Origin of the sequence: Actinomadura macra NBRC 14102 (genome assembly GCF_001552215.1) — a bacterium.
Classification (GTDB): Bacteria; Actinomycetota; Actinomycetes; order Streptosporangiales; family Streptosporangiaceae; genus Spirillospora; species Spirillospora macra.
Map to the genome: position 1 here is coordinate 370,827 of NZ_BCQT01000004.1, position 22,342 is coordinate 393,168.

Annotated in this window: 12 protein-coding genes, 1 tRNA gene and 2 pseudogenes; 4 read left to right on the top strand and 11 right to left on the bottom strand. The window is 67.7% G+C overall.

Features of this window, described 5'->3' with window-relative positions; all coding sequences use genetic code 11:
- Positions 1-25: 25 nt before the first annotated feature.
- The 8 genes from AMA02S_RS06550 to AMA02S_RS06585 form a co-directional block, all read right to left on the bottom strand.
- Positions 26-1,411, bottom strand: a complete 1,386-nt coding sequence (locus AMA02S_RS06550) for a sensor histidine kinase (RefSeq protein ID WP_245667377.1) — start codon at positions 1,409-1,411, stop codon at positions 26-28.
- Positions 1,412-1,772: 361 nt separating this feature from the next.
- A complete protein-coding gene (gene rho, locus AMA02S_RS06555; RefSeq protein ID WP_067453130.1) occupies positions 1,773-3,857 on the bottom strand; it encodes a transcription termination factor Rho in 2,085 nt (694 codons plus the stop codon).
- 455 nt (positions 3,858-4,312) lie between these two features.
- On the bottom strand, positions 4,313-5,266 hold the full coding sequence (gene thrB, locus AMA02S_RS06560) for a homoserine kinase (protein WP_067453134.1): 954 nt from the start codon (positions 5,264-5,266) through the stop codon (positions 4,313-4,315).
- A 128-nt stretch (positions 5,267-5,394) separates the two neighbouring features.
- Positions 5,395-6,462 (bottom strand): threonine synthase, encoded by a 1,068-nt coding sequence (gene thrC, locus AMA02S_RS06565; protein ID WP_067453137.1) that lies wholly within the window; start codon positions 6,460-6,462, stop codon positions 5,395-5,397.
- Positions 6,463-6,603: 141 nt separating this feature from the next.
- On the bottom strand, positions 6,604-7,890 hold the full coding sequence (locus tag AMA02S_RS06570; protein ID WP_067453968.1) for a homoserine dehydrogenase: 1,287 nt from the start codon (positions 7,888-7,890) through the stop codon (positions 6,604-6,606).
- Positions 7,891-7,913: 23 nt separating this feature from the next.
- Positions 7,914-9,305 (bottom strand): diaminopimelate decarboxylase, encoded by a 1,392-nt coding sequence (lysA, locus tag AMA02S_RS06575; protein ID WP_067453139.1) that lies wholly within the window; start codon positions 9,303-9,305, stop codon positions 7,914-7,916.
- Complete coding sequence (locus AMA02S_RS06580) at positions 9,302-9,982, bottom strand: DALR anticodon-binding domain-containing protein (RefSeq protein WP_067453140.1); 681 nt, start codon at positions 9,980-9,982, stop codon at positions 9,302-9,304. Before AMA02S_RS06580 ends, lysA begins: the two co-directional genes overlap by 4 nt.
- Before the next feature lie 36 nt (positions 9,983-10,018).
- Positions 10,019-10,381 (bottom strand): response regulator, encoded by a 363-nt coding sequence (locus AMA02S_RS06585; protein WP_067453971.1) that lies wholly within the window; start codon positions 10,379-10,381, stop codon positions 10,019-10,021.
- Between the two features lie 129 nt (positions 10,382-10,510).
- Between AMA02S_RS06585 and AMA02S_RS06590 the strand changes: the two genes are divergently transcribed.
- Positions 10,511-10,582 (top strand) — tRNA-Arg (locus AMA02S_RS06590).
- Between the two features lie 437 nt (positions 10,583-11,019).
- Here the strand turns inward: AMA02S_RS06590 and AMA02S_RS45260 are convergent.
- The 3 genes and pseudogenes from AMA02S_RS45260 to AMA02S_RS45265 form a co-directional block, all read right to left on the bottom strand.
- A pseudogene (locus AMA02S_RS45260) lies at positions 11,020-12,044 on the bottom strand (IS701 family transposase); the annotation flags it as partial.
- A gap of 40 nt (positions 12,045-12,084) precedes the next feature.
- The gene (locus AMA02S_RS41420; protein ID WP_439951585.1) at positions 12,085-12,282 is read right to left on the bottom strand and encodes a DUF7713 domain-containing protein; all 198 of its coding nucleotides are present in this window, start codon (positions 12,280-12,282) and stop codon (positions 12,085-12,087) included.
- Positions 12,283-12,371: 89 nt separating this feature from the next.
- Positions 12,372-12,722: pseudogene (locus AMA02S_RS45265) on the bottom strand (DUF7686 domain-containing protein); the annotation flags it as partial.
- A gap of 509 nt (positions 12,723-13,231) precedes the next feature.
- Here AMA02S_RS45265 and AMA02S_RS06605 point away from each other — a divergent pair.
- The 3 genes from AMA02S_RS06605 to AMA02S_RS06615 are packed head-to-tail and all read left to right on the top strand — an operon-like array spanning position 13,232 to position 22,130.
- Positions 13,232-16,447 carry a helicase-related protein gene (locus AMA02S_RS06605; RefSeq protein WP_067453147.1) on the top strand — a complete coding sequence of 1,072 codons (3,216 nt, stop codon included), beginning with the start codon at positions 13,232-13,234 and terminating at the stop codon, positions 16,445-16,447.
- Positions 16,444-19,191 (top strand): hypothetical protein, encoded by a 2,748-nt coding sequence (locus AMA02S_RS41425; protein ID WP_157430421.1) that lies wholly within the window; start codon positions 16,444-16,446, stop codon positions 19,189-19,191. The genes AMA02S_RS06605 and AMA02S_RS41425 overlap by 4 nt, the downstream gene beginning before the upstream one ends.
- A gap of 8 nt (positions 19,192-19,199) precedes the next feature.
- Positions 19,200-22,130 carry a DUF499 family protein gene (locus AMA02S_RS06615; protein WP_067453152.1) on the top strand — a complete coding sequence of 977 codons (2,931 nt, stop codon included), beginning with the start codon at positions 19,200-19,202 and terminating at the stop codon, positions 22,128-22,130.
- The last annotated feature ends 212 nt before the right edge of the window (positions 22,131-22,342 follow it).

Consider the following 22,342-nt stretch of genomic DNA (forward strand, 5'->3'; position numbering starts at 1 on the left):
GTGCCCTTGCGGGCGGCGGAAGGGGCTACCAGGTACAGGGCAGATCGGCGCGGATGATCGTGGGACCGCCGGGAGGGCTGTCCACGATGAGCATCCCGTCGATGGTGGCGGCGCGATCGGCCAGCCCGGACAGCCCGCCGTCGGGGTGCGCGACGGCGCCGCCGACACCGTTGTCGATCACCTCGACGACCACCCAGGCGTCCTCGCGGGCCACCCGGACGGACGCGCGGGTCGCGCGGGCGTACTTGGCGATGTTGGCCAGGGACTCTGCGACGATGAAGTAGGCGATGCTCTCGACCGCGGCGGGCGGGCGCTCGGGCAGGTCCACCTCCACCTCGACGGGGACGGGGGCGCGGCCGGCGAGGCCGGACAGCGCCGGGTCCAGGCCGCGGTCGGTGAGGATCGCCGGGTAGATGCCGCGGGCCAGGTCGCGCAGCTCGGAGATCGCCTCCTTGGTGCCCGAGTGGGCCTGCTCGATCAGCGTCCGCGCGCCCTCCGGGTCGTCGTCGAGCTTGGCCCGGGCGCGTCCGATGTCCATCGCGACGGCCAGCAGCCGCTGCTGCGCCCCGTCGTGCAGATCGCGCTCGATGCGGCGGCGCTCGAACTCGGCCGCGTCCACCCCGCGAGCACGGCTGGCCTGAAGGTGCGCCGTCCGCTCCCGGAGCTTCTTGTTCTCGGCCTGGGAGGCGCTCTGGCCGAGCAGAAGCTTGGCGATCAGGGCGTGGCTGACCGCCATCACGCGGGTCACGTACATCGCCAGGACGAGGAACACCAGACCGCCCACCGAGATGGGCAGGGCCTCCACCGGGTTCCCGGCCCAGTACGAGACGACGCCGAAGTTCACCTCCACGCCGCCCGCCCCCAGGGCGACGATCAGCGGCATGAACAGCAGGGTCCCCGTCGCCGCCCAGGCCGTCACCGACACGACGAACTCCACCAGCGTGAGGGGGAACAGCAGCAGCAGGTACGCCAGGTCCTTCCAGGTCGCCTGGTCGGCCGCCATCGCCTTGAGCTTGACGAGCGGGTTGCGCCCCGGCGGCATCCGCCGGTACGGCATCGGGATCGCGACGCCGAACGCGGCCCGCAGCAAGATCCGGTCCAGCATCGCGCCGAACCGCCACGCGACCATCATCATGGCCAGCATCGGCAGGCCCACCCAGATGATCAGCAGTGCGCCCGAGAGCGAGAGTCCCACGACAAGCACGATGAACCAGCCGAGCCCGAACGCCAGGCTGGTCGTCAGGTAGAGCGCCGCACGCCAGGTCAGCGACGACCTCGCCATCGCGAGCGGGTTCCACGCACCGTCGAAGACGGTCTTCGGTGCTCCCGCGCCGTCCCCCGCCGTGGCCTTGCGCGCCCCACCGCCCGCCGTGGTCCCCGGGATCCCGGAGTCCCTGCTCAGCTCGCCCACGTCGTCCCTCCGTGCCCGTCCAGCCGTATGGCCCAAGCCTGCCGGGCTCGCCGTCCCCCCACCATGATGTCCTCCGCCCCTTCCATGGTGGGGTTAGCCCCAGTGTCTATTTCAAACCCGGCCCAAGGGGGCTCGCCCCCTTGACCGTGCTTGGGCGAGCGCGACATCGCTTCGCGATCTTCCCGTTGGGGCTCGCCTTCGGCTTTGCCCCAACGGTCAGGTCGCGCGCTCGCATGACGGTTGAGATCACGGAGCTGAGCGGCTTAACGCTGGGCCATGACGGCCGGACACGGTCGGCGCCTCCATGCGGAACGCCCCCGTCCGGTGGGCCGGACGGGGGCGTTCGCTGCTACGGGCCTGGTCAGCGGTCGTCGGAGACCGTGGTCTTCTGGACCTGGAGCAGGAACTCGGCGTTGGACTTGGTCTCCTTCATCTTCTCGATGAGGAGTTCCAGCGCCTGCTGGGTGTCCAGAGCGTGCAGCACCCGGCGGAGCTGCCAGACGACGCGCAGCTCCTCCGGCGCCATGAGGATCTCTTCCTTACGGGTGCTGGACTGGTCGACGTCCACCGCGGGGAAGATGCGCTTGTCGGCGAGCGACCGGTTGAGCTTGAGCTCCATGTTGCCGGTGCCCTTGAACTCCTCGAAGATGACCTCGTCCATGCGGGATCCGGTCTCCACCAGCGCGGTGGCGAGGATCGTCAGCGAGCCGCCGTTCTCGATGTTGCGGGCCGCACCGAAGAACCGCTTGGGCGGGTACAGCGCCGTCGAGTCGACACCACCGGACAGGATCCGCCCGGACGCGGGGGCCGCCAGGTTGTAGGCGCGGCCCAGCCGGGTGATCGAGTCGAGCAGCACGACGACGTCGTGGCCCAGTTCCACCAGCCGCTTGGCACGTTCGATCGCCAGCTCGGCGACCGTCGTGTGGTCTTCGGCGGGACGGTCGAAGGTCGAGTGGATGACCTCGCCCTTCACCGTCCGCTGCATGTCGGTGACCTCTTCCGGACGCTCGTCCACCAGGACGACCATCAGGTGGCACTCCGGGTTGTTCTTGGTGATCGCGTTGGCGATCGCCTGGAGCACCATGGTCTTGCCGGCCTTGGGCGGCGACACGATCAGCCCGCGCTGGCCCTTGCCGATCGGCGACACCAGGTCGATGATCCGCGTGGTCAGGATGCCCGGGTCGGACTCCAGCCGCAGCCGCTCCTGCGGGTACAGCGGGGTCAGCTTGGCGAAGTCGACGCGGCCCTTGGCCTGGTCGGGCTCCATCCCGTTGACGGTGTCGAGGCGGACGAGCGCGTTGAACTTCTCGCGGCGCTCGCCCTCGCGGGCCTGCCGGACCGCGCCGGTGATGACGTCGCCCTTGCGCAGGCCGTTCTTGCGGACCTGCGCCAGCGATACGTACACGTCGTTCGGGCCGGGCAGGTAGCCGGTGGTGCGAACAAAGGCGTAGTTGTCCAGGATGTCGAGGATTCCCGCGACGGGGATGAGGACGTCGTCCTCGGTGAGCACCGGCTCCTCGTAGCGTTCGCGTCCACCGCGGCCCCGGTTGCGCTCGCGGAACCGACGCCCGCGCCGTCCCCTGCCGCCGCTCTCGTCGTCGTCGTTCTGGCCGCCGCCGCCCTGGTTCTGGCCGCGCTGCCGGCCGCCCCCGCCCTGGTCGCCGCGGTCGCCCCGGTCACGGCCTTCGCCGCGTTCACCGCGGTCACCGCGGTCACGGCCCTCGCCCCGCTCACGGCCGCCGCGTCCGCGCTGGCGTCCGCCGCCTTCACGGCCCTCACGGCCGCCGTCGCGTCCACCGCCCTGGGACTCGCCGTCCTCCGAGCCGCCCTGCGCCGCGGCCGGCTCGCGGGTCTGCCGGTCACCGCGCTCGGTCCGGCCCTCGGACGCCCCCCGGTCCTGCTTCTCGCCGCCCGCCCTCGCGCTCTGCCGGCCGCCCTGGCGCTCGCCCCGCTCGCCACGGTCCGTACGCTCGGCCCGGTCGGAGCGGTCGCTCTTGTCGGACGCCTTCTCGGCGGGCTTGTCGGCCGGACGGTCGGACGCCTTGTCCGCGGGACCGGCGGTGGCCGGGGCCTGCTCTACGGCGGGCGCGGCCTCGGCGATGCTGACCTGATCGTCGGAGACCTCGTGCTTGGCGGCCGTGGTGCGTCCCCTGCGGGGGCGCTCGGTCTTCGCCGTGGCAGCGGCTCCCTGCTCTCCGGCCGAGCCCTGCGCCTGGCCGCCCTGCTTCTCCTGGATGGCGGCGATGAGCTGGCTCTTGCGCATCCCGGTGGTACCGGTGATGCCGAGGCTGGACGCGAGCGCCTTCAGCTCGGGCAGCACCATGGCCGAGAGGCCGGTGCCCTGCCGGCGGCGCCGGGGGGCGGCGGGCTCCGCGCCGGCCGGGGCGTCGTCGGCAGCGGGTGCCGTGCTGGATGCGTCCGTAAGGAGTTCGCTGGATTCGCTCACTAAGGGTCCTTCCCAGGGAGCGGGCGTTGGCCGGCGTTCGGCCAGTCAACCCGGTGGTGCGGCCCGGCGGGGGCGCCGAGTCGGGCTCCGCTGATCACGATGGCACCGCGATCGGCGGGTTCTGGGTACAGCCAGATGGTGGTCGGGACGGTTCGCTCGTGCGCGACCCCCGTCACCGCCACGTCCGAAGTTTCGCTGGAAAGCCTGACAACGGAATGTCACGGTGTCGGGGAGCCTGGTACGCGGGACCAACACGACCGAAGGGTCGAACAGGTGACGCGCGGCTGACGAGCACGCTGCCCCGAACGGGGCATCTGGTGCGGCATTCAGCCTAACATCACCAGGGCACACTGCTATTCCCCAGAGGTCGATGTCTTCGCATTTTACCTAGCTGGATCTTGCCGGAACACGCACCGGCCGGAGCGTCGCCCCGCCCCCGGCCCTCGACACCGGCGTCACGGCCGGACCTGTGCTCCACCGGCCACGACGCGGGCACCACGGGACGCGACGTCCAACGGGTGTTCGTGCCACCCATTACCCACTTCCGAGTCCATCGAATCAACTTGTGATGCGGTTGTGAAGGCCAGGACAGTAGGACCTGCCCCGGAAATCACTGCCGGCACACCCGCCGCACGCAACCCGGCGACGAGTTCCGCCGAGCCGGGCATGGCGGGCGCCCGGTAGTCCTGATGGAGTCGGTCCTCTGTCGCGTCCAGGAGTACCGCATCGCCCAGTCCGCCGGTGAGGGCGGCTATCAATAGAGCGGCACGTCCGGCGTTGGCGGCGGCGTCGCCGTGCGGGACGGTCTCTGGGAGCAGTCCGCGCGCGCGCTCAGTGGCCAAGCGCTGCTCTGGGACGAACGCCATGACCCGCTTGACCTGCGACTCCAGCCGAACCAGTTTGGGTCCGTCCGGGGTCGTCCAGGCGATGGTCAAGCCGCCCGCCAGGCAGGGCGCGACATTGTCTGGATGCCCTTCGATATCGGTGGCGAGACGCAGCGCGGCCTCATCATCGAGGAGTTCACCGAACGGGTGCAGCGCGCGCGCCGCGACAATGCCCGCAACGATCGCGGCCGAGGACGACCCCAGACCACGGCTGTGCGGAATCCGGTTCTGGCATCGCAGCCTGATTCCCTTCGGCTGGCCCAGGGCATGGCCGGGTCCGGCCTCCGCGAGTTCGTCGAGCACACCGAATGTCCGGCGCAGCACTCTCACGATGAGATGCCGGTCTCCCCTGTCTGCGACCTCCGCGCCCTCCCCGTCCACCTCGATGGACAGCCCGTCGCCTGTCACCGCGACCTCGACGTCGTCGTAGAGCGACAACGCGAGCCCCAGCGAGTCGAAGCCCGGGCCCAGGTTGGCGCTGGTCGCCGGCGTCCGCACCAGCACCGGCTCGTTCGGCCACCTCATCGCCGCCCCCTTAGAAGTAACTGCGTCCGGCCGGGTAACACCGACACACCGACAAGCCGCCAATACCCGGGCCCCCAAGCCGCGGGAAATGCATATCCGTGAAGCGCTGCACGGATATGCGCCGGCGCCTAAGTAAGGCCCAGGGCGGACGCGGCGGCGTGCGCGTCGACTTTCACGACGGTCGGGGCGGGAGCGCCGGAGATCGCCCAGTCGGGGTCCTTGAGACCGTTGCCGGTCACCGTGCAGACGACCTTGGAGCCGGGCTCCACGACGCCCTGCTGAGCCGCTTGCAGGAGCCCGGCCACGCTCGCCGCGGAGGCGGGCTCCACGAAGACGCCCTCCTCCCTGGCCAGCAACCGGTAGGCGGCCAGGATCTGCCGGTCGGTGACCGAGTCGATCGCCCCACCCGACTCGTCCCGCGCGGCGATGGCCAGGTTCCAGGACGCGGGATTGCCGATCCGGATCGCCGTGGCGATCGTCTGCGGCTTCAGGACGGGCCCGCCCTTCACGAACGGCGCGGCGCCGCTCGCCTGGAAGCCCAGCATGCGCGGCGTCCTGGAGGCCACCTCGTCGGCGGCGTACTCCTTGTAGCCCATCCAGTAGGCGGAGATGTTGCCCGCGTTCCCCACAGGCAGGCAATGGACGTCCGGTGCGTCGCCCAGCGCGTCCACGATCTCGAACGCGGCGGTCTTCTGACCTTGCAGGCGGTACTTGTTGACCGAGTTGACCAGGGCGACGGGGTAGTCGACCGACAGCTTCTGGGCGAGTTCCAGGCAGTCGTCGAAATTGCCGTCCACCTGGAGCAGCCTGGCCCCGTGCACCAGCGCCTGCGCGAGCTTGCCCATGGCGATCTTGCCGTTGGGAACGAGGACCGCGCAGGTCATGCCCGCCCGCACCGCGTACGCCGCGGCCGACGCCGACGTGTTCCCGGTGGACGCGCAGATGACCGCCTTGGCGCCGTCCTCGGCGGCCTTGCTGATCGCCATCGTCATCCCGCGGTCCTTGAAGGAACCGGTCGGGTTCGCGCCCTCGACCTTGAGGTGTACCTCGCAGCCGGTCAACTGCGACACCCGGTTCGCCGGAAGCAGCGGGGTGCCGCCCTCCAGCAGGGTGACGACGGGCGTCGCGGCCGTCACCGGCAGGCGGTCACGGTACTCCTCGATCAGACCACGCCACGACCGAGTGTTCGCGTTCACGTCGCTCTCCTTGATGACCTGCGATGTCCTGCGAATTCTAGCGGGACGACCACGGACTCGACGCCGTCGGCCCGTCCACGGCGACGGTCGCTTTCCGACCCCGCCCGGCCGGCGGCCGCACCTCGGTTTCGTCCCGGACGGTCACTCCTCGCCCTCGACGCGCATCACGCTCGCCACCTCGCGGACGATGTCCAGGCCCCGCAATCCCTCGACCGTCGTCGACAGTGCCGCGTCCGGCGCCCGGTGGGTCACGACCACGAGTTTGGCCTCCTCGCCAAGACCGACCTGCCGGACGGCCTGTATCGAGACACCGTGCTGGGCGAACTCCTCCGCGACCGTGGCGAGCACTCCTGCTTCGTCTGCCACGTCCAATTGGATGTAGTAGCGGGTCACCGTCTCACCCATCGGCAGGACGGGCAGCTTGGCGTACGTCACTTCCACCGGGCCGGGCGTTCCGCCGGCCACGTTCCGCGCGACCGCGACCAGATCACCCAGGATCGCCGACGCCGTCGGAGCCCCACCCGCACCCGCGCCATAGAACATGAGCGACCCGGCGGACTCCGCCTCCACGAACACCGCGTTGTACGCCTCACGGACGCTCGCCAACGGATGCGACCGCGGGATCATGGCCGGATAGACGCGGACCGACACGCCACGGCCATTGCGCCCGTCCGCCGAGGGAACCCGTTCACAGATGGCCAGCAGCTTGACGACGCAGTCCATCCCCTTCGCGCCCGCCACGTCCGCGGCGCTCACCTCAGTGATCCCCTCACGGTGAACGTCCGCCGCGGTCACGGGAGTGTGGAACGCCAACTGCGCCAGGATCGCCGCCTTGGCCGCCGCGTCGAAACCCTCCACGTCCGCCGTCGGATCGGCCTCCGCGTAGCCGAGAGCCTGCGCCTCCTCCAGCGCATCGTTGAAACCGGCCCCGTGGGTGTCCATCTGGTCGAGGATGTAGTTGGTCGTACCGTTCACTATGCCGAGCACCCGGTGAACATGGTCGCCGACCAGGGACTCCCTTAGGGGCCGCAAAAGGGGAATGGCTCCCGCCACAGAAGCCTCGTAGTAGAGGTCCGCTCCGTACTCCCGCGCCGCCGCGAACAGGGTCGCGCCATCCTCGGCGAGCAGCGCCTTGTTGGCGGTGATGACGGACTTGCCGGTCTTCATCGCCCCCAGCATCAGCGTGCGGGCCGGCTCGATGCCGCCGATCACCTCGACCACGATGTCGACGTCATCCCTGGTCACCAGCGACTGGGCGTCCGTGGTCAGCAGGTCCCGGTCGACGCCGGCACGGACCTTGTCCGGCCGCCGCACCGCGATCCCCGCCAGCTCCAACGGCGTCCCCACACGCGCGGCCAGGTCGTCCGCCTGCTCCCGAAGCAGCCGCACGACCTCCGTGCCGACGACACCGCATCCGAGCAGCGCCACCCGCAACGGACCACGTTCGTGTTTCACGCTTCGACCTCCGCATCAAGCCGCAGCAGGTCCTCCATGCTCTCCCGGCGGACGATCACTCGTGACCTGCCGTCCCGCACCGCCACCACGGCGGGCTTCAGGACGTGGTTGTAGTTGCTTGCCATCGACCGACAGTACGCACCGGTCGCCGCCACCGCCACCAGGTCCCCCGCCGCAAGATCTTCGGGCAACCATAGGTCTCGCACCACGATGTCCCCGCTTTCGCAGTGCTTTCCGACAAGCCTACTGAGCATCGGCGCAGCGTCCGACGTACGGCTCGCCAGGACGGCGGTGTACTCGGCGCCGTACAAGGCAGTACGCAGGTTGTCGCTCATCCCCCCGTCCACGGACACGTACGTCCGCAGACCCTCGACGTCCTTGACCGTTCCGACCTCGTACACGGTCACGCCTCCCGGCCCCACGATCGCCCGTCCCGGCTCGACGGTCAGGCGCGGCATGGAGAGTTCATACGCCCGGCACTCGCGCGCCACGATCGCCCTCAGCCCGTCCGCGATCGCCTTGGGGTCGTGGGGCTCCTCCCCCGGCACGTAGGCGATCCCATACCCACCGCCCAGATCCAGCTCCGGAAGCTCGATCCCGTGCTCGTCCCTGATGGCGACGAGCAACTCGGCCAACCGGTGGGCCGCCACCTCGAACCCGTCCACATCGAAGATCTGCGACCCGATATGGCTGTGCAGACCCACAAGCTCAAGCTGCTCAAGATCCATAACCCGCCGGACGGCCTCCAGGGCAGCCCCAGAACTCCGGGAAAACCCGAACTTCTGGTCGTCATGAGCCGTCGCGATGAATTCATGGGTGTGCGCCTCAACCCCAGTAGTAACGCGCACCATCACCTTGGGCCTCGCCCCAAGTTCCTGGGCCAGATACCCCAACCGCGCAATCTCCTCGTACGAATCGAGAACGATCCGTCCGACACCCACCTCCAGAGCCCTCTCCAACTCAGAGGACGACTTGTTACTCCCGTGCAAGGTAATGCGCTCGGCAGGGAACCCCGCGGCCAGAGCGACCGCTAGCTCACCCCCACTGCACACGTCCAGCCCGAGCCCTTCCTCATCCAGCCACTTGGCCATGGCCACACAGAGGAACGCCTTACCCGCGTAGTGCACGTCCCCGTCATGGAACGCCGCCGCATACTCCCGGGCCCGGCTCCGCACGTCCTCCTCGTCGTACACATACAGAGGCGTCCCGTACTCCTCCGCCAAATCCCGAACGTCGACACCCCCCACGGTGACGACGCCCTCCTCCCGCCGGGAATTGCGCGGCCAGATATGCGGGTCCAGAGCATTCAGATCGTCCGCCGGCTGCGCCGGGTGGTCTTCGGGCAGGACGTCCGCGTGCCGTTGCCCGGCAGGGTGAACTCGACTCATATCCGCTCTCTAGGGGTCTCACCGATCATGTTCAGTCCGTTGCCGAGGGCGATGCGCGCAGCCTCCGCCAAACTGGCCCGGCCAGCATGCACCGCCCCGGGTTTCTCGTCACCCTTCGGCACGGCGGAACACCGCTCATGCACGTCGTGGTACGCCCCGGCCAACCTCTCCAAACAGAACACCAACGCCCCGGCATCCCGTTCCCGCTCGGCCTGAGCCGCCCGTCCAGGCATGTCCCCAAGCGCCGCCACCAAGGACGACTCCTCAGACGTCGGCGCCCCGAAGACCCCGCGCCGAATCCCCAACTCCCGCACCCAGCGCCCCACCCAACAAGCGCGGGCATAGGCATAACGCACGGCGAACCCGGGATTCTCAAACGTCCTCGGCCACTCGTCCCACCCACCCGACGGCACGCCGGCAAGCCCATATCCGGGGTCCCGCAGAACCCCGTCCACAAGAGCCCCGGCCCCGACCTCGACCCGCACGAACCCGCGCCCGGTAACGGTCCCCCCGACCCGCCGCGCGATCACCCCGGGATCGACACCCAACCTCAACGCCACAGGACTCTCGAAAACCCCGGCCCCACCACAGAAAACGAGGACCTCCTCCGGCACAGGCACATCAAGCTCCCCCTGCGCCACGGCATCGCGAACCGCGGCCACAAGGGCATCGCCCACACCGGCTGGAGTCACCCTGGCGAGACTATCCGACCACTATCTGGACACAGCCGCGAGCTTCCGCACCGTCTGGATCAGCTGGTTCGGATCGAAAGGCTTGGTCACATAAGCGTCGACACCGATCTCGTGCCCCCGCCGCACATCATGCTCCTGCGCGCGCGCCGTGATCATCACGACCCTGATGTGCTCGGTCTCCGGATCCTCCCGCAACCGGATCGCCGTGACCCACCCGTCCAGCCGCGGCATCATCACGTCCAGCGTGATCACGTCCGGCGCAACCTCCACCACCTTGTCCAGGCAGTCCTGCCCGTCCACCGCGGTCCACACCTCGAACCCCTCCAACTGCAGGTTCACGGCGATGAGCTGGCGGATCACCTCGTCATCATCGACGACCAGCACGCGTCCCAGTGGCTCGGTCACGGCCTCGAAGTTAGTCGACTCGTCCCCCCAACGCACGGCGAACGTCCACGTGCGCGTCAACCCGCCAACCCTGGTAGCCTTCTTCTCGCGCCGCCCACCAGCGCGCAAGCCCCCTTAGCTCAGGGGATAGAGCAACGGCCTCCGGAGCCGTGTGCGCAGGTTCGAATCCTGCAGGGGGCACCCCGAGATAACCACCCGAAACCCGCAACGACCTGGAAGAACAGGCCGAGCGGGTTTTTTCACGTGTGCAGCCCGGTGCAACTGAGAGCCACGAGCGGCGGCTATCTGGGGACTCAGTGGGGACCGGACATTTCACCCTCGCCTCGCAGGACGGATCACTACCGCCTCGGCGAGCTCCACGCGCAGAAGGCACCGTCCCGATGACGGCCCCCAGAAGCGGCAGGGCGCCCCGCGGTCACGTCCAGATCCCGCGCTCTCTCCTCTACTCCCCCGACCACAGCGGCCTAGTACTACTATCAGCCTTCGTAACTAAATTTGTATGACGTTGTGGCGCAGCCAGCGTTTCCAGTAGTGGGTGCTGCGGGCGCGGGCTTGGCGGGTGCGGCGCAGGGCCGACCAGGCCAGGGCGTGGTCGAGGGTGCGGTTGGCGGCGCTGGTCAGGTGTGCCAGGAGACGGCGGATCTCGGCTGGGGTGAGGGGGACCAGGCCGCATGTGCTTTTGGGGCACGGGCGGCGGTGACGGCCAGGTAGGCGTGGGCGAGCATGGCCAGGGTGATGTGTCGGTGCCAGCCGTCGAAGCGTCTGACCTAGTACTGGTCCAGACCGACCTCGTTCTTGGCGGACTGGAAGCATTCCTCGATCGCCCAGCGGGCACCGGCCACACTTGCGAGCTGGTCGATCGTGGTTTCGGCGGAGCCGAAGCACAGGTAGTAGGCCAGCCCCAGTTCACCCTCGTCGTCGGGGGTGAGGATGCGGCGAACCAGCAGCCAGCGGCCAAAGGATGCCTGGCCACCAAGGTCGTCATCGGGATGCGGTGCGAGGGTGGCCATCGCCCAGTCATACGAGCGCGGGCCTTTGGCGCCGTCTCCCACCGACAGTCGTTTCCACGCCCGCTCGGGTGCATCGGCGGTCACATCGTCGGCCCGCAGGCCGCTGGTGCCATAGCCGACGCCGGCGCGCAGCGACTGGCTCTGGGAGCGGCGACCACGTATCCGACCTGCCGCTTCTCCAGGAAGGCACGGAACTTGTGGTCCTGGCCGTAGGCCTCATCAGCCGCGATCCACCCGGCCGGGGCGCCTTCGTCCAGAGCACGTGCAATCATCGCCTGCGCCAGCACGGGCTTGGTCGCGAACTTCCGGTCTTCGCCGATACCGGCCTGAGCGCAGCGGGCACGGTCGGCCAGCCACGGCTTGGGCAGGTACAGCTCGGCGTCGATCAGCGCCCGTCCGCGCGGGGAGGCATAGGCCAGGAAGACTCCGAGCTGGCAGTTCTCCACCCGCCCGGCAGTGCCAGAGTACTGCCGCTGCACCCCGGCCGAACCGGTGCCCTTCTTGATGAACCCGGTCTCGTCCACGATCAGCACACCCGCCTGATCCCCGAGCTCCTGGAACACGTACTCGCGCAGGTCCTCGCGCATGCCCCGGGGATCCCAGCGGGCCTGGTTCAACAACCGCTGCATCTGGCTGCGCCCCGATCGGCGGGTTCGTCGGTGTCACGGTCGGTCAATGGTCGCCGTCCGGGTGGGAGTCATCCCAGTCGGTCGCGGAGCGCAGGTCCAATGACGGGTCATCGAGCTGGATCCGGAACCGCCAGCCCTCGAAGGACAGGCCGAGGGCTTCGCCCAGTTGCTCCCACGACAAGACGCGCCCATCAACCACCATGGTGAGCAGACCCCCGCCCAGGTCGGCATCGACCTCCAGGCCCCCGCGACCTCCTCACCGGCGACCTGCCACCCGGCTCCGTCCGGGCCAGGCTTCAGGTAGCGGTGGCTCATCTCGATTTCGGCCTGCGCCCGTACTGCCTCAGCCAACGCCGCGATGTCGGCGTCGTGGTCCCCGAGAGCACGGAACGCATAGCCCTCGCCCTCGGGGACGCCGTCCTCGTAAAGGCGCACCGAGATGCCCGTCGGGGCACGCCAGAGCCGGTACCGCATCAGATGCCGCCGACCGTCCCCACCGGTGATGGGAACCGGAGGCGGCGCGTCCGGCAGCCGAGGCCACCCCGTCACCGCGGCGATCCGCGCCTCCGCGCAGGGTTCGCACAGCGGGCCTTCACCGTCGATCCAGTGGTCAGCCGGGCCTCGCCCGCATACCCGGCACCTGCCCGCCCGTTCGTCCACATCTGCCCCCTGCACGCTCATGCCCCACGAGGATCTGGCTGCACCATGAGTAAACCGTCGACGAGTACCACCAAGGTCACATGTGGGATCGTCTCGCCCGCGAACGTACGCGCCCGCGCAGCCGCCGGAGCCTACCCACGCCGAGGTGCTGCGCCGCCTGCTCACTTGCGGCCCCCAGCCTGACAGGTCGACGCCACACCTTCTCCGGCAACCACCAGTTGCCCGCTCGGCCTTCCGGTTTGCTCATTGTTTAAGGCCGATGGTGGCCACCGGGGTCATCTGTTGGATCCGCACGATGGAACTGGTCGAGTCAACGCACACGGGGAGTCAGCAAACCGTGGTGACTTGGACTGTTGCCTCCACGAAGGACTCACGCATGGGCGATATGTCTCGCTTGCGGGGCCGCATGTACCCGCTTCGTTGAACAACCGCATTGAACGAGTGGTGGAAACGGGTGATTTCATACGCTCCTTCATGGAAAGGTAATTCTCCGTCGCTCGGTCGCTTCGGGTAGTCGAGAGGAGGTTGCGGTGGAGATCGCCAGGGACGAGCGGCTCCTCATCGACGGCGAGGTGGTGACCGTCGTCGCCTCGACTCCGACGCGCGCCGGGTTCGACTGTGTTGTGAGGTCTCCGTCCCGCGGGCTTGTGGAGGTGTTCGTCCGGCTGGGGGATGTCGCGTCATGCAAGGTGCCGACGTCGGACGGGAGCGGTGGCAGCGGTCGGGCGATCACTGCGGTGTGGGCTCAGTGGATGCGGTGGGCCATCCCGCGGATCCGGTCTGCGGTATTGGCAACACGTCCGTTACGCCCGTACGCACATCAGGACGACGCGGTGTTCGGGGTAATGCTGTCTCAGCCCCGGCTGCGGTTCCTATTGGCGGACGAACCGGGCACCGGTAAGACGCTGATGACTGGCATGTACCTGGCCGAAGGACAGCGACGCAGCCTCATCCCGGGCAAAACGGTCATCATCGTTCCCGCTCACCTGGTAGGTAAATGGGTGCGGGAACTCGAACGGTTCTTCGGTATTCACGCGCATCCGATCACAGCGGAGATCGGCCGGGACCCGCTCGATCTGCGTGACGACGTCGGTGTGTGGATCGTGTCGCTGGATCTGTACACCTACAACACCGATGTGCGCCGCAAGGTCGTCGGCAGCCGCGCGTCGTGGTCCCTGGCGGTGTTCGATGAGGCGCACCGTCTGACACCGACCTCGCAGTACCTGGGTGCGGCGCGGCAACTGTCGGAGGTCACCCATCACCTGCTGCTGCTGACGGCCACCCCGCACCGCGGCAAGGAGCATTATTTCAGGGCGCTGTTGAACCTGCTGGACCCGGCGATCTACCCCTGGGACGACGCGGTCCGCACCTACGACACCGCGCTGCGGCCAGGGCGCGACAACTTCCTGCGCCGGATGAAGGAGGACCTGCGCGATCTCACGGGCGCCAGACTGTTTCGCGCCCGCTACGCCGAGACCTGCGAGGTGTTCCTGTCCCCAGCCGAGTCCGACGCCTACGAGGCGGTGATGGACTACGTCACCACCTGGTATTCGGCCGATTCGGTGCTCGCGCGGTCCATCTACGGCAAACGCGCCGCATCGTCGGTGACCGCAGCGCTGGAGACGTTGCGGCGCCGCCGCTCCGCGCTGTCGGGCAGCCAGATCGGCAGGGTCGCCCGGGTGCCGCCCGATGGTTTCGACCGGCCTGATTTTTCCCGGGCCGATCTGGACTCCGACGATGCCTGGCAGGAAGCCGAGCAGGCGGTGCTTGAGGCCCGGAGCCGGGACAGGCGCGCCGAACTAGAGGTCGTCGATGCGGTGATCGGGCAGCTGGAGCGTGCCATGACCGCCAGCGACGAGCCTGCGAAATGGCGAACCGCCCACGAGATCATGACACGGCACGGGATCAGTCCAGGTGCCGGTCAGCTGTTGGTGTTCACCGAGTTCACCGACACCGCCAGGTGGCTGGCAGAGGTTTTCACCACTGCTGGATTCAGCACAGAGGTCCTGGAGGGGAGCGTCGACCAGCGCGGCCGGGAGGACCTCCAACTGCGGTTCTTGGGCGGGCAATTCCAGGTGCTGGTGTCCACGGACGCTGGCGGCGAGGGCATCGACCTGCAATCCGCGCACGTGATGATCGACTGGGACATCCCCTGGAGCCTGGTTCGGCTGGAGCAGCGAGCCGGGCGGCTCCACCGGATCGGCCAGGAGCACGACGTGTTCGTCTACCACCTGGTCGCTCCCGGCACCCGGGAAGGCCGGGTCCAGCGGGTCATGCTGGAGAACCTGACCGCCGCCTCCCGAGCGTTGGACGGTCGTCTGTACGACCTGCTGGACGCCACCGTCGACCAGGCCGGGTTCGACTTCGGCGCCGCCATGGCTGCGGCCTACCGTGAGCCCGACGCAGTGGGGAACGTCATCGCAGCAGTGCCGGACACCCAGACTCTGATCGCCCGCGCCAAGGAGATCGTCACCGATGAGGACCGGCTGAAAACACCGGTCGACCATGACGAGGTATTGCAGCGACTCGCCGCGGACCGTCTCCAGGCCATCAATCCGGTGATCGTGTCGGCGTTCATCGACCACGCCGCCGAGGTCGAAGGATGGGATGTGACGACCGGGCCCACGCCCGGCATCCGCATCCTCAGCATCGGCGCCACCGGCAGTGTCCTGCCCGAGTCATTCGGCGGGGGACGCGAATGCCTGATCGCAGCCGACGCGGACGCCGTGGCGAAAGCCAAGAAGGAACAGTTCGGCCGCGCCAAAGATGTCGTGGTGTTCGGCCCCACCGAGGAACCGTTCCAGGAGTTGGTCGAGCGCGCGGTCCGCCGATGTGAGACCGACCTGCTCGCCGGCGCCGCCGCCGTCGACCTGGCCTCCCTCACCGGCTACACCCTGTTCGTGTACACCGCCGACCTGGAGCATCACGACGGTCTCCACCGTGCTCGACGCACCGTGCCGTTCCTGATCCGCTACTCGGGCGCGGGCGCGTTCCCCACGGCATGGGAATCGGTGATGAACCTGGCCGCCTCCACCGTCTCCTCGGCTCCTCCGGAGCCGGCCGCACGTTTCGAAGCCGACGACGCTGCCCGCGAGTCCGTCGCCACCGAAGCCGCCGCCATGCAGCAGCGGCAACAGGCGATCACGGCCAAGACACGTGCCGACCTCGGCGACATCGAACGCCGCTACAAACGCCAGATCCGGGGCCTGCCACCCGCTCCCAAGAGAGAAGCGCTCGACCGGTTCGAGACCATCAAGGCCGACCGTCTCGCGCAGCTCGACCTGATCGATGCCGTCACCCACTCCAGCCCGACATCCCTGGGATGGATTCAGGTGGCCGGCGGCGCACGTGCCGAGGAGTTGGGCCGCGACCCCGATTCCGAAACGCTCGCCGTCGCCACCGTGGTCGCCGAACTCGAAGGACTCGGCTGGGTCGTCGACGACCGGCAAACCGCCGGCCTCGGATACGACCTGCTCGCGCAGCGGCCCGGTACCACCGATCAACGACTGATCGAAGTCAAGGGGTTCGCAGGCGACCTGCGGCCGGTGGTCCTCGAACAGCACGAATGGGCCCAAGCCCAGCAACGCGGCAACGACTACTGGCTTTACGTGGTGCTGCACTGCGCGTCCGAACCGGCTGTCGTAATCCGCTGCCAAGACCCCGCCGGAACACTCGCCGGACCAAGACTGATCCAACGCTTCACGATCCCCGTATCCCGGCTTCGCCGCCTGATGGAGACCCCATGACCCCCGACCCCGGCCGCAAACTCATCGACACCTGGTTCCCTTGCGCCGCTGTCGACGAAGCATGCGGCAACAGCACGGGGTCGGGTCTCAATGAGAAGGCCATCTTCACCTGGTTCGCGTCCCGGCCGATCGCTCAGGCCCGCGCGGCGGTGATCACATCTCTGCTTCCCGAGCAGCCCGGAGTACACGCCCTGGTCGATGCCGCGGTCCTCGGAGACCACACCGCGATCGAAAAACTGGGCGGTACCGTCTCTGAACTCTACGGTGGCAGCCCAGTTGTCCTTGATGTTTTCTCCGGCCGAGGGATGATCCCCTTGGAGGCCGCACGGCTCGGCGCGACCGCCGTCGGCTTGGACCTCAGCCCCGTGGCCACGCTCGCAGGCAGGGTCCTCGCCGACTACCCGATGCGCGACTGGTCCACCGAACCCCCGCTGCCTTGGCCGTCCCGGAAAGACCCCCCCAAGACACTCTTCGAGGACGAGAGCACGCCGCGGCTGATCTCCGATCTCGCAAACTTTCTCGGCGAGGTGGGCGACCGAATGCGAGCCGCCGTGGAACGCTACTATCCCCGCAACCCCGATGGGTCGTTCCCGTGGGGATATCAATGGGCGATTAGCATCCCATGCGATGGATGCGGTCGACGATTTCCCCTCCTCGGAAGTTTCACCCTCCGCCAGCCCTACCGCAAGACCCGTGACCCCGGGCAAGCGCTCCGGCTCGTGATCGAGGGCGACAGTTGGGGCGTCGAGGTAATAGAGGGAAATCCAGAGCAATCACCAACATATTCCTCCACCGAACTTGGCGACGGCAAAAGACGCAAGGGCAAGAGCGCACGATGCCCCTTCCCCTGCGGCCACGTCCACAGCCTGGAGACCGTCAAGTCCAAAGGGATCGCAGGCGAGTACAGGGACGAACTTATCCTGGCCATCGACACCGAAGGTGAAGCCAAGCGCGTGTTCAGAACATTGCGCCCCGAAGAACGCCAGGCAGCGGAATCCTTAGACCTCACCAAGCTAGAAGGATTCGGACCATGGAGCGCCATCCCCGATGAAGCCATCCCGGCGGGAAACGTCCATACGGTAATGGCCAGCGGTTACGGCTACCGCACCTTCGGTGAACTCATGTGCGACAGACAGGCGTTTCAATTTTCAGAAACAGTTCGCGCAATCCGTACTTGTCACGCCGAGTTGATCTCGGCGGGCGCGACGCCAGAGTATGCACGGGCCTTAACTTCCTTTGCCGCAGCCACTCTCGCACGAAGGCTCCGTCGCTCAACCCGAGGATGCGCTGTCCAAGCAAGAGGAAAAAGCAATGGATCGGCACAGAATCGAACCTATGTCACCGACCTCTTCGCCAATGAAGCGAGCCTAAATTTTCAATTCGACTGGGTTGAAACCGGACCTGGCCTGGGCCCGGGAACCTGGTCCTCGATTTCGGCTATGGGGATCCGTCCGTACTCGACTCACGTTCGGGGCCTGCGCGGATCCCCGGCGCGGTTCCGTCAGGCGAATTCCATGGCACTGCCTTACCGAGACAGCAGTGTCGACGCGGTCGTCACGGATCCTCCGTACTACGACATGATCGAGTACGCGGACGCCTCCGACCTCATGCATGTGTGGCTGAAGCGCATCCTGTTCGACATCGAGCCCGACTTGTTCGACACGAAGGCAACGCGTACCAAGGACGGCCTGCAGAACAAGAACGACGAGATCATCGTCCGGCGGGTTCACGAGCCGGGCAGAGTTCGCCACGACAAGGACTTCTACGAGGCGTCCCTGTCCACCGCGTTCCGCGAGTGCCGCCGTGTGTTGCGCCCTGAGGGCCACCTCGTCGTCGTGTTCGGCCATTCCGACCCCGATGCGTGGAAGAGACTCTTGGCGGCGCTGCATGACGCAGGGTTCGTGATCACCAGTTCGTGGCCGAGCCGGACCGAGTCAGCCAACACCGGAGTGGCATCGATCAAGGTCACGGTCACCATCGGCTGCCGAGTCGCCCCAGACGGACGGGAACCGGCAACCGCTGCGCAGGTCGACAAGGAGGTCGCGGACGCTATCAAGGAACGGGTGCGGCGGTGGACTCATGAAGGTTTGACGCTGGGTGACCAGATGATGGCCGCCTACGGGCCCGCCATGGAGGTCTACGGCCGGTATTCCACGGTAATCCAGCCCGATGGGCAGATCGCTTCGCTAGAGCGGTACCTGACGCTGGCGCGCCGCTGTGTGCGTGAAGCGACGGCGCTGCGGCTAGATCAGATCCCGATCGAGACCTTCGACGCGATCACCCGGTTCGCGGTGTTCTGGATGCGGGTACATGGCCGCACGGTCGTAGCCAAGGGCGAGGCCCGGTTCCTGGCGCAGGTCGACAACCTCCGGATCGACGATGTCCGCGGTGACCTGCTGGACGAAACCAGCAAGGGATTCCGGCTGCTGCTCGACCCGCCGTCCCGCATCGACGCCGCCAGTGCCGAGTTCGATGTTGCTCGGGCGTTGGCCGGCGCCTACGCCTCAGGAGGCACCGAAAAGGCGGCAAGTGTGCTGGCTCGTTGGGAACGCCCCGCCGATGACGAGCACCTGTGGGCCGTCATCGGCGACCTGGCCGCCCAACTACCGCCCAGCGACGACACTGCGAAGACCTTGGCCGCCCTGCAGCGGAACGCCAGCGCGGTCAAGAACATCGCGCAGGGCATCGCCAACGCCCGCATCGATGCCAGTCCAGAAAAGACCCCGACCCTGTTCGACGTCTAGGACACCCGATGACCTCCCCATATCCGCACTGGGCGGACGTGCTCACCCTTCGCCCGGAAATCACCGACGCGGCCGGCCAGATCGCCGATCTGCAAATGTCGCTGTACAGCGCGGTCTACACCGACCGTGAGGTCCCCTATTCCGATCCCCGGTACTACGCGGAGATCACCGAACCGACCGCAGGTTTGGTGCTGTTCATGGCCGCCGTCGCGCGCCGTCTCGGCACACGCGGCCGTACCGGCAAGGCACTGTTCCACCTCCATCAAGGGATGGGCGGCGGGAAGAGCCACGCGCTGGTCGGTCTCTACCATCTGGCCAACGACCCCGCCGAATTCTTGTCGACGGAGTTGGGCCGACAGATCGAGAATGAGGCAGAGCAGGCGGGCGGCACGATCGATCTCACCGACGCGCGGGCCGTGGTGCTGTCAGCCGACAACATGACACCCGGTGCGCCAAGTCCGGAGTTCGGTCCCGCGACGACGTTGTACGAACGGTTCCTGTGGTCGCTGTTCCGCGGCGACCGTGAGCTGTACACCCGGCACCGTGCCGAAGGGCCGAACAAGGCCGCCTTGGGCCGCGCGCTCAATGCGGTCGATCGTCCGGTGCTGATCCTGCTGGACGAGCTCATGGACTATGCGATGGATCTGTCCGACCAGCGGCATCTGCCCACCATGCCGGGCGAGAAGGCATTCCTCAACAACCTGATGGACGCCGTAGACGACATCGATGGCGGGCGAGTCGCCTTCGTCGTGGTGATGATCCGCTCCGACCAGGACGAGCGCGGGTATCCCGTGGAGGCCGCGGATCTGCGGGCGTACATAGCCAGCCGGATCGAGCGCAACGGCACCACTGTGTCGGTCACCGAAGCACAGGACTTCGCGGCGATCATTCGCCGTCGGCTCTTCGAACGGACCGAGAACCTACCGACCACCATAATCGCCTCAGCCTGGGAGACCAGCACGCACGGGGCATGGCAGGATCAGGTATTCGGGCGTCTAGGCTCCCGGCGAGGTACGGCCGGGTTCGGTGACCGGCTGGCCGACAGCTACCCCTTCTCCCCGGACCTGATGGCGCTGGTGCGTGAGGACTGGTCACGCCACGCCGGATTCCAGCGTGTCCGGTCCACCGTCGAGATTTTCTCCGCGACCGCCTACCACTGGATGCGTGAGCACGCCGCAGGCCGCTGGGCACCTGACCTGGTCGGCGTCGGCGACCTTCCACTGCACGTCGTCATCGAGCACGTGCTGTCCTCCGGACTACTCCACGAAAACGAACGCGCCATCCAAGGCTACCGCCAGGTCGCCGCCACCGACGTCACCACCAAGGACGCCCGGCAAGGACGCGCCCGCGAACTCGACCGCATCCTCACCGGCAGGGACGTCGACGCGGGGCAACCATCGCCCGCGCTTCGCATGGCCACCGCCCTGTTCTGCTACTCCCTGGTACCCCGCGAACAGGCCAAACTCGGCGCCACCAAACCCGAACTCCTTGCCGCCGTCTACGCACCAGCCGTCCGATTCCAAGCCGCAGAGGAGGTCTTCAACGCCCTCGTCAGCGATGAGGAAGGCCTCGGCGCCCTGGAAGTGACCGACTCCACCGCCGGCAGGGCGGCCACCCGCTACCACCTGGCCATCGCCCAGACCCTGCGGATGTTCTACAAACAGGCACGCGGCACCGTCCAGCCAGACGAACGCGACAGCTACCTGTGGGACAGAGCCCAGTCCATCGCCAACAGCAGCCCCGGCCCCTTCGAAAAGGTCACCACCGTGTCCAGGCCCGACGTCCCCGGCACCGCACTGTCGCAGGTGTTCGCCGACGTCGACCAAAACGGCAAGACCCGCCTGGTCGTCCTCGACCCACGCCGATGGACCCTGCACAACGGGCGCGACACCCCCACCCGCGACGACGTCGCAGCACTGCTCGGCGTCGGCGACCACGCACTACCCGTGGACAATGCCGCGTCCTGCGTCGTCGCCTGCGTCAACACCCAGCGCCGCGACACCGTCCGCAAACGCGTCATCGAGGTCCTGGCCTGGCAGGCCGTCATCAAGCAGCTCGACCCCGCCGACGACAAACGCGCCGAAGCGCAAGCAGAACTCCGCACCGCGACCAAGCGAGTCGACGACGACCTGGAGAAGGCATTCCAGCACTTCGCCTACCTCACCCGCACCGACCGCATCGAGGTCGACTGGCAACGCTTCGACGACGACACCAAGACCACCCTCAAAGGCACCCACGTGTGGGCCGCCCTGGTCGACAACGCCCGCGCCGTATACCCAGGCAAACTCTCCGGCGACTACCTCAAGACCCTGCTCAGGCGGATGCCGCGCGACCCCACCCTCAAAGAGGTCAACCAGCAGTTTTACAAGAACCCGGCGTTCCCCATGGTTCCCGCAGTCGAGGACATCCGCCGCGCCATCTACCAAACCCTCACCGGCCCCGATCCGTACGAAGTGGTCGATAGCTCCGGCGTCACGCTACGCATCACTTCGGCCGAAGAGCTGTCGATCGGTTCCATGGAGCTGTCGCTGCGCAAGGCCATACCCGTGACGCCTCCCGGCCCACCCGACCGTCCGTCCCCCCGACCACCGGGACACCCGCAACCGCCCATCGCCGGGCCGCCTCCTGCTCCCGGACCACCTCACCTCCCCGGACCACCCCCTACCCCCGAACCACCTGTCGACCAGCCTGAACCCGCCGAATACCGCCGCTACCAACTCGAAGTACCCAACAGGAGCCTCGTCCATCACGACACCCGCCGCAAGCTCGCCAATCTCCTCCAGGCCGTACTTGATGCGGTCGACCCCGAATACGGCGGAGACCTGCAACTCGTGGACCTCCAACTCAACCTCACAGCCAACGCTGCCGCCGTCCGCGCAATCCAAGACCAAGCTGAGCAAGCTGGAGCGACCTGGAGCGAAGAGAACCTCGACTTCTGACCGTCGACCCAACGCCCAGAGGTCACTACTCACCTCCAGACTGCGGCGCACCACCGGTGGGGCAAACCACACCCCGTGAGCGATTGGGTGGTCATTTAGTGGGCCTTAGATGGAGAAAGGGGCGAGACCTGTGTAGTCGATGCGTCCCTGGTGGGCCCGAAGTGTGACGGAAATCCTTGGGTACATCAGGCCGAGGGATAGCGCGGGGGGGG

Bases quoted from the DNA above. Each gene is read 5' to 3' on its own strand.
- lysA (WP_067453139.1), bottom strand. From the start codon at position 9,305: ATGAGTCGAGTTCACCCTGCCGGGCAACGGCACGCGGACGTCCTGCCC.
- thrB (WP_067453134.1), bottom strand. From the start codon at position 5,266: ATGAGGTGGCCGAACGAGCCGGTGCTGGTGCGGACGCCGGCGACCAGC.
- AMA02S_RS06615 (WP_067453152.1), top strand. From the start codon at position 19,200: ATGACCTCCCCATATCCGCACTGGGCGGACGTGCTCACCCTTCGCCCG.
- AMA02S_RS41425 (WP_157430421.1), top strand. From the start codon at position 16,444: ATGACCCCCGACCCCGGCCGCAAACTCATCGACACCTGGTTCCCTTGC.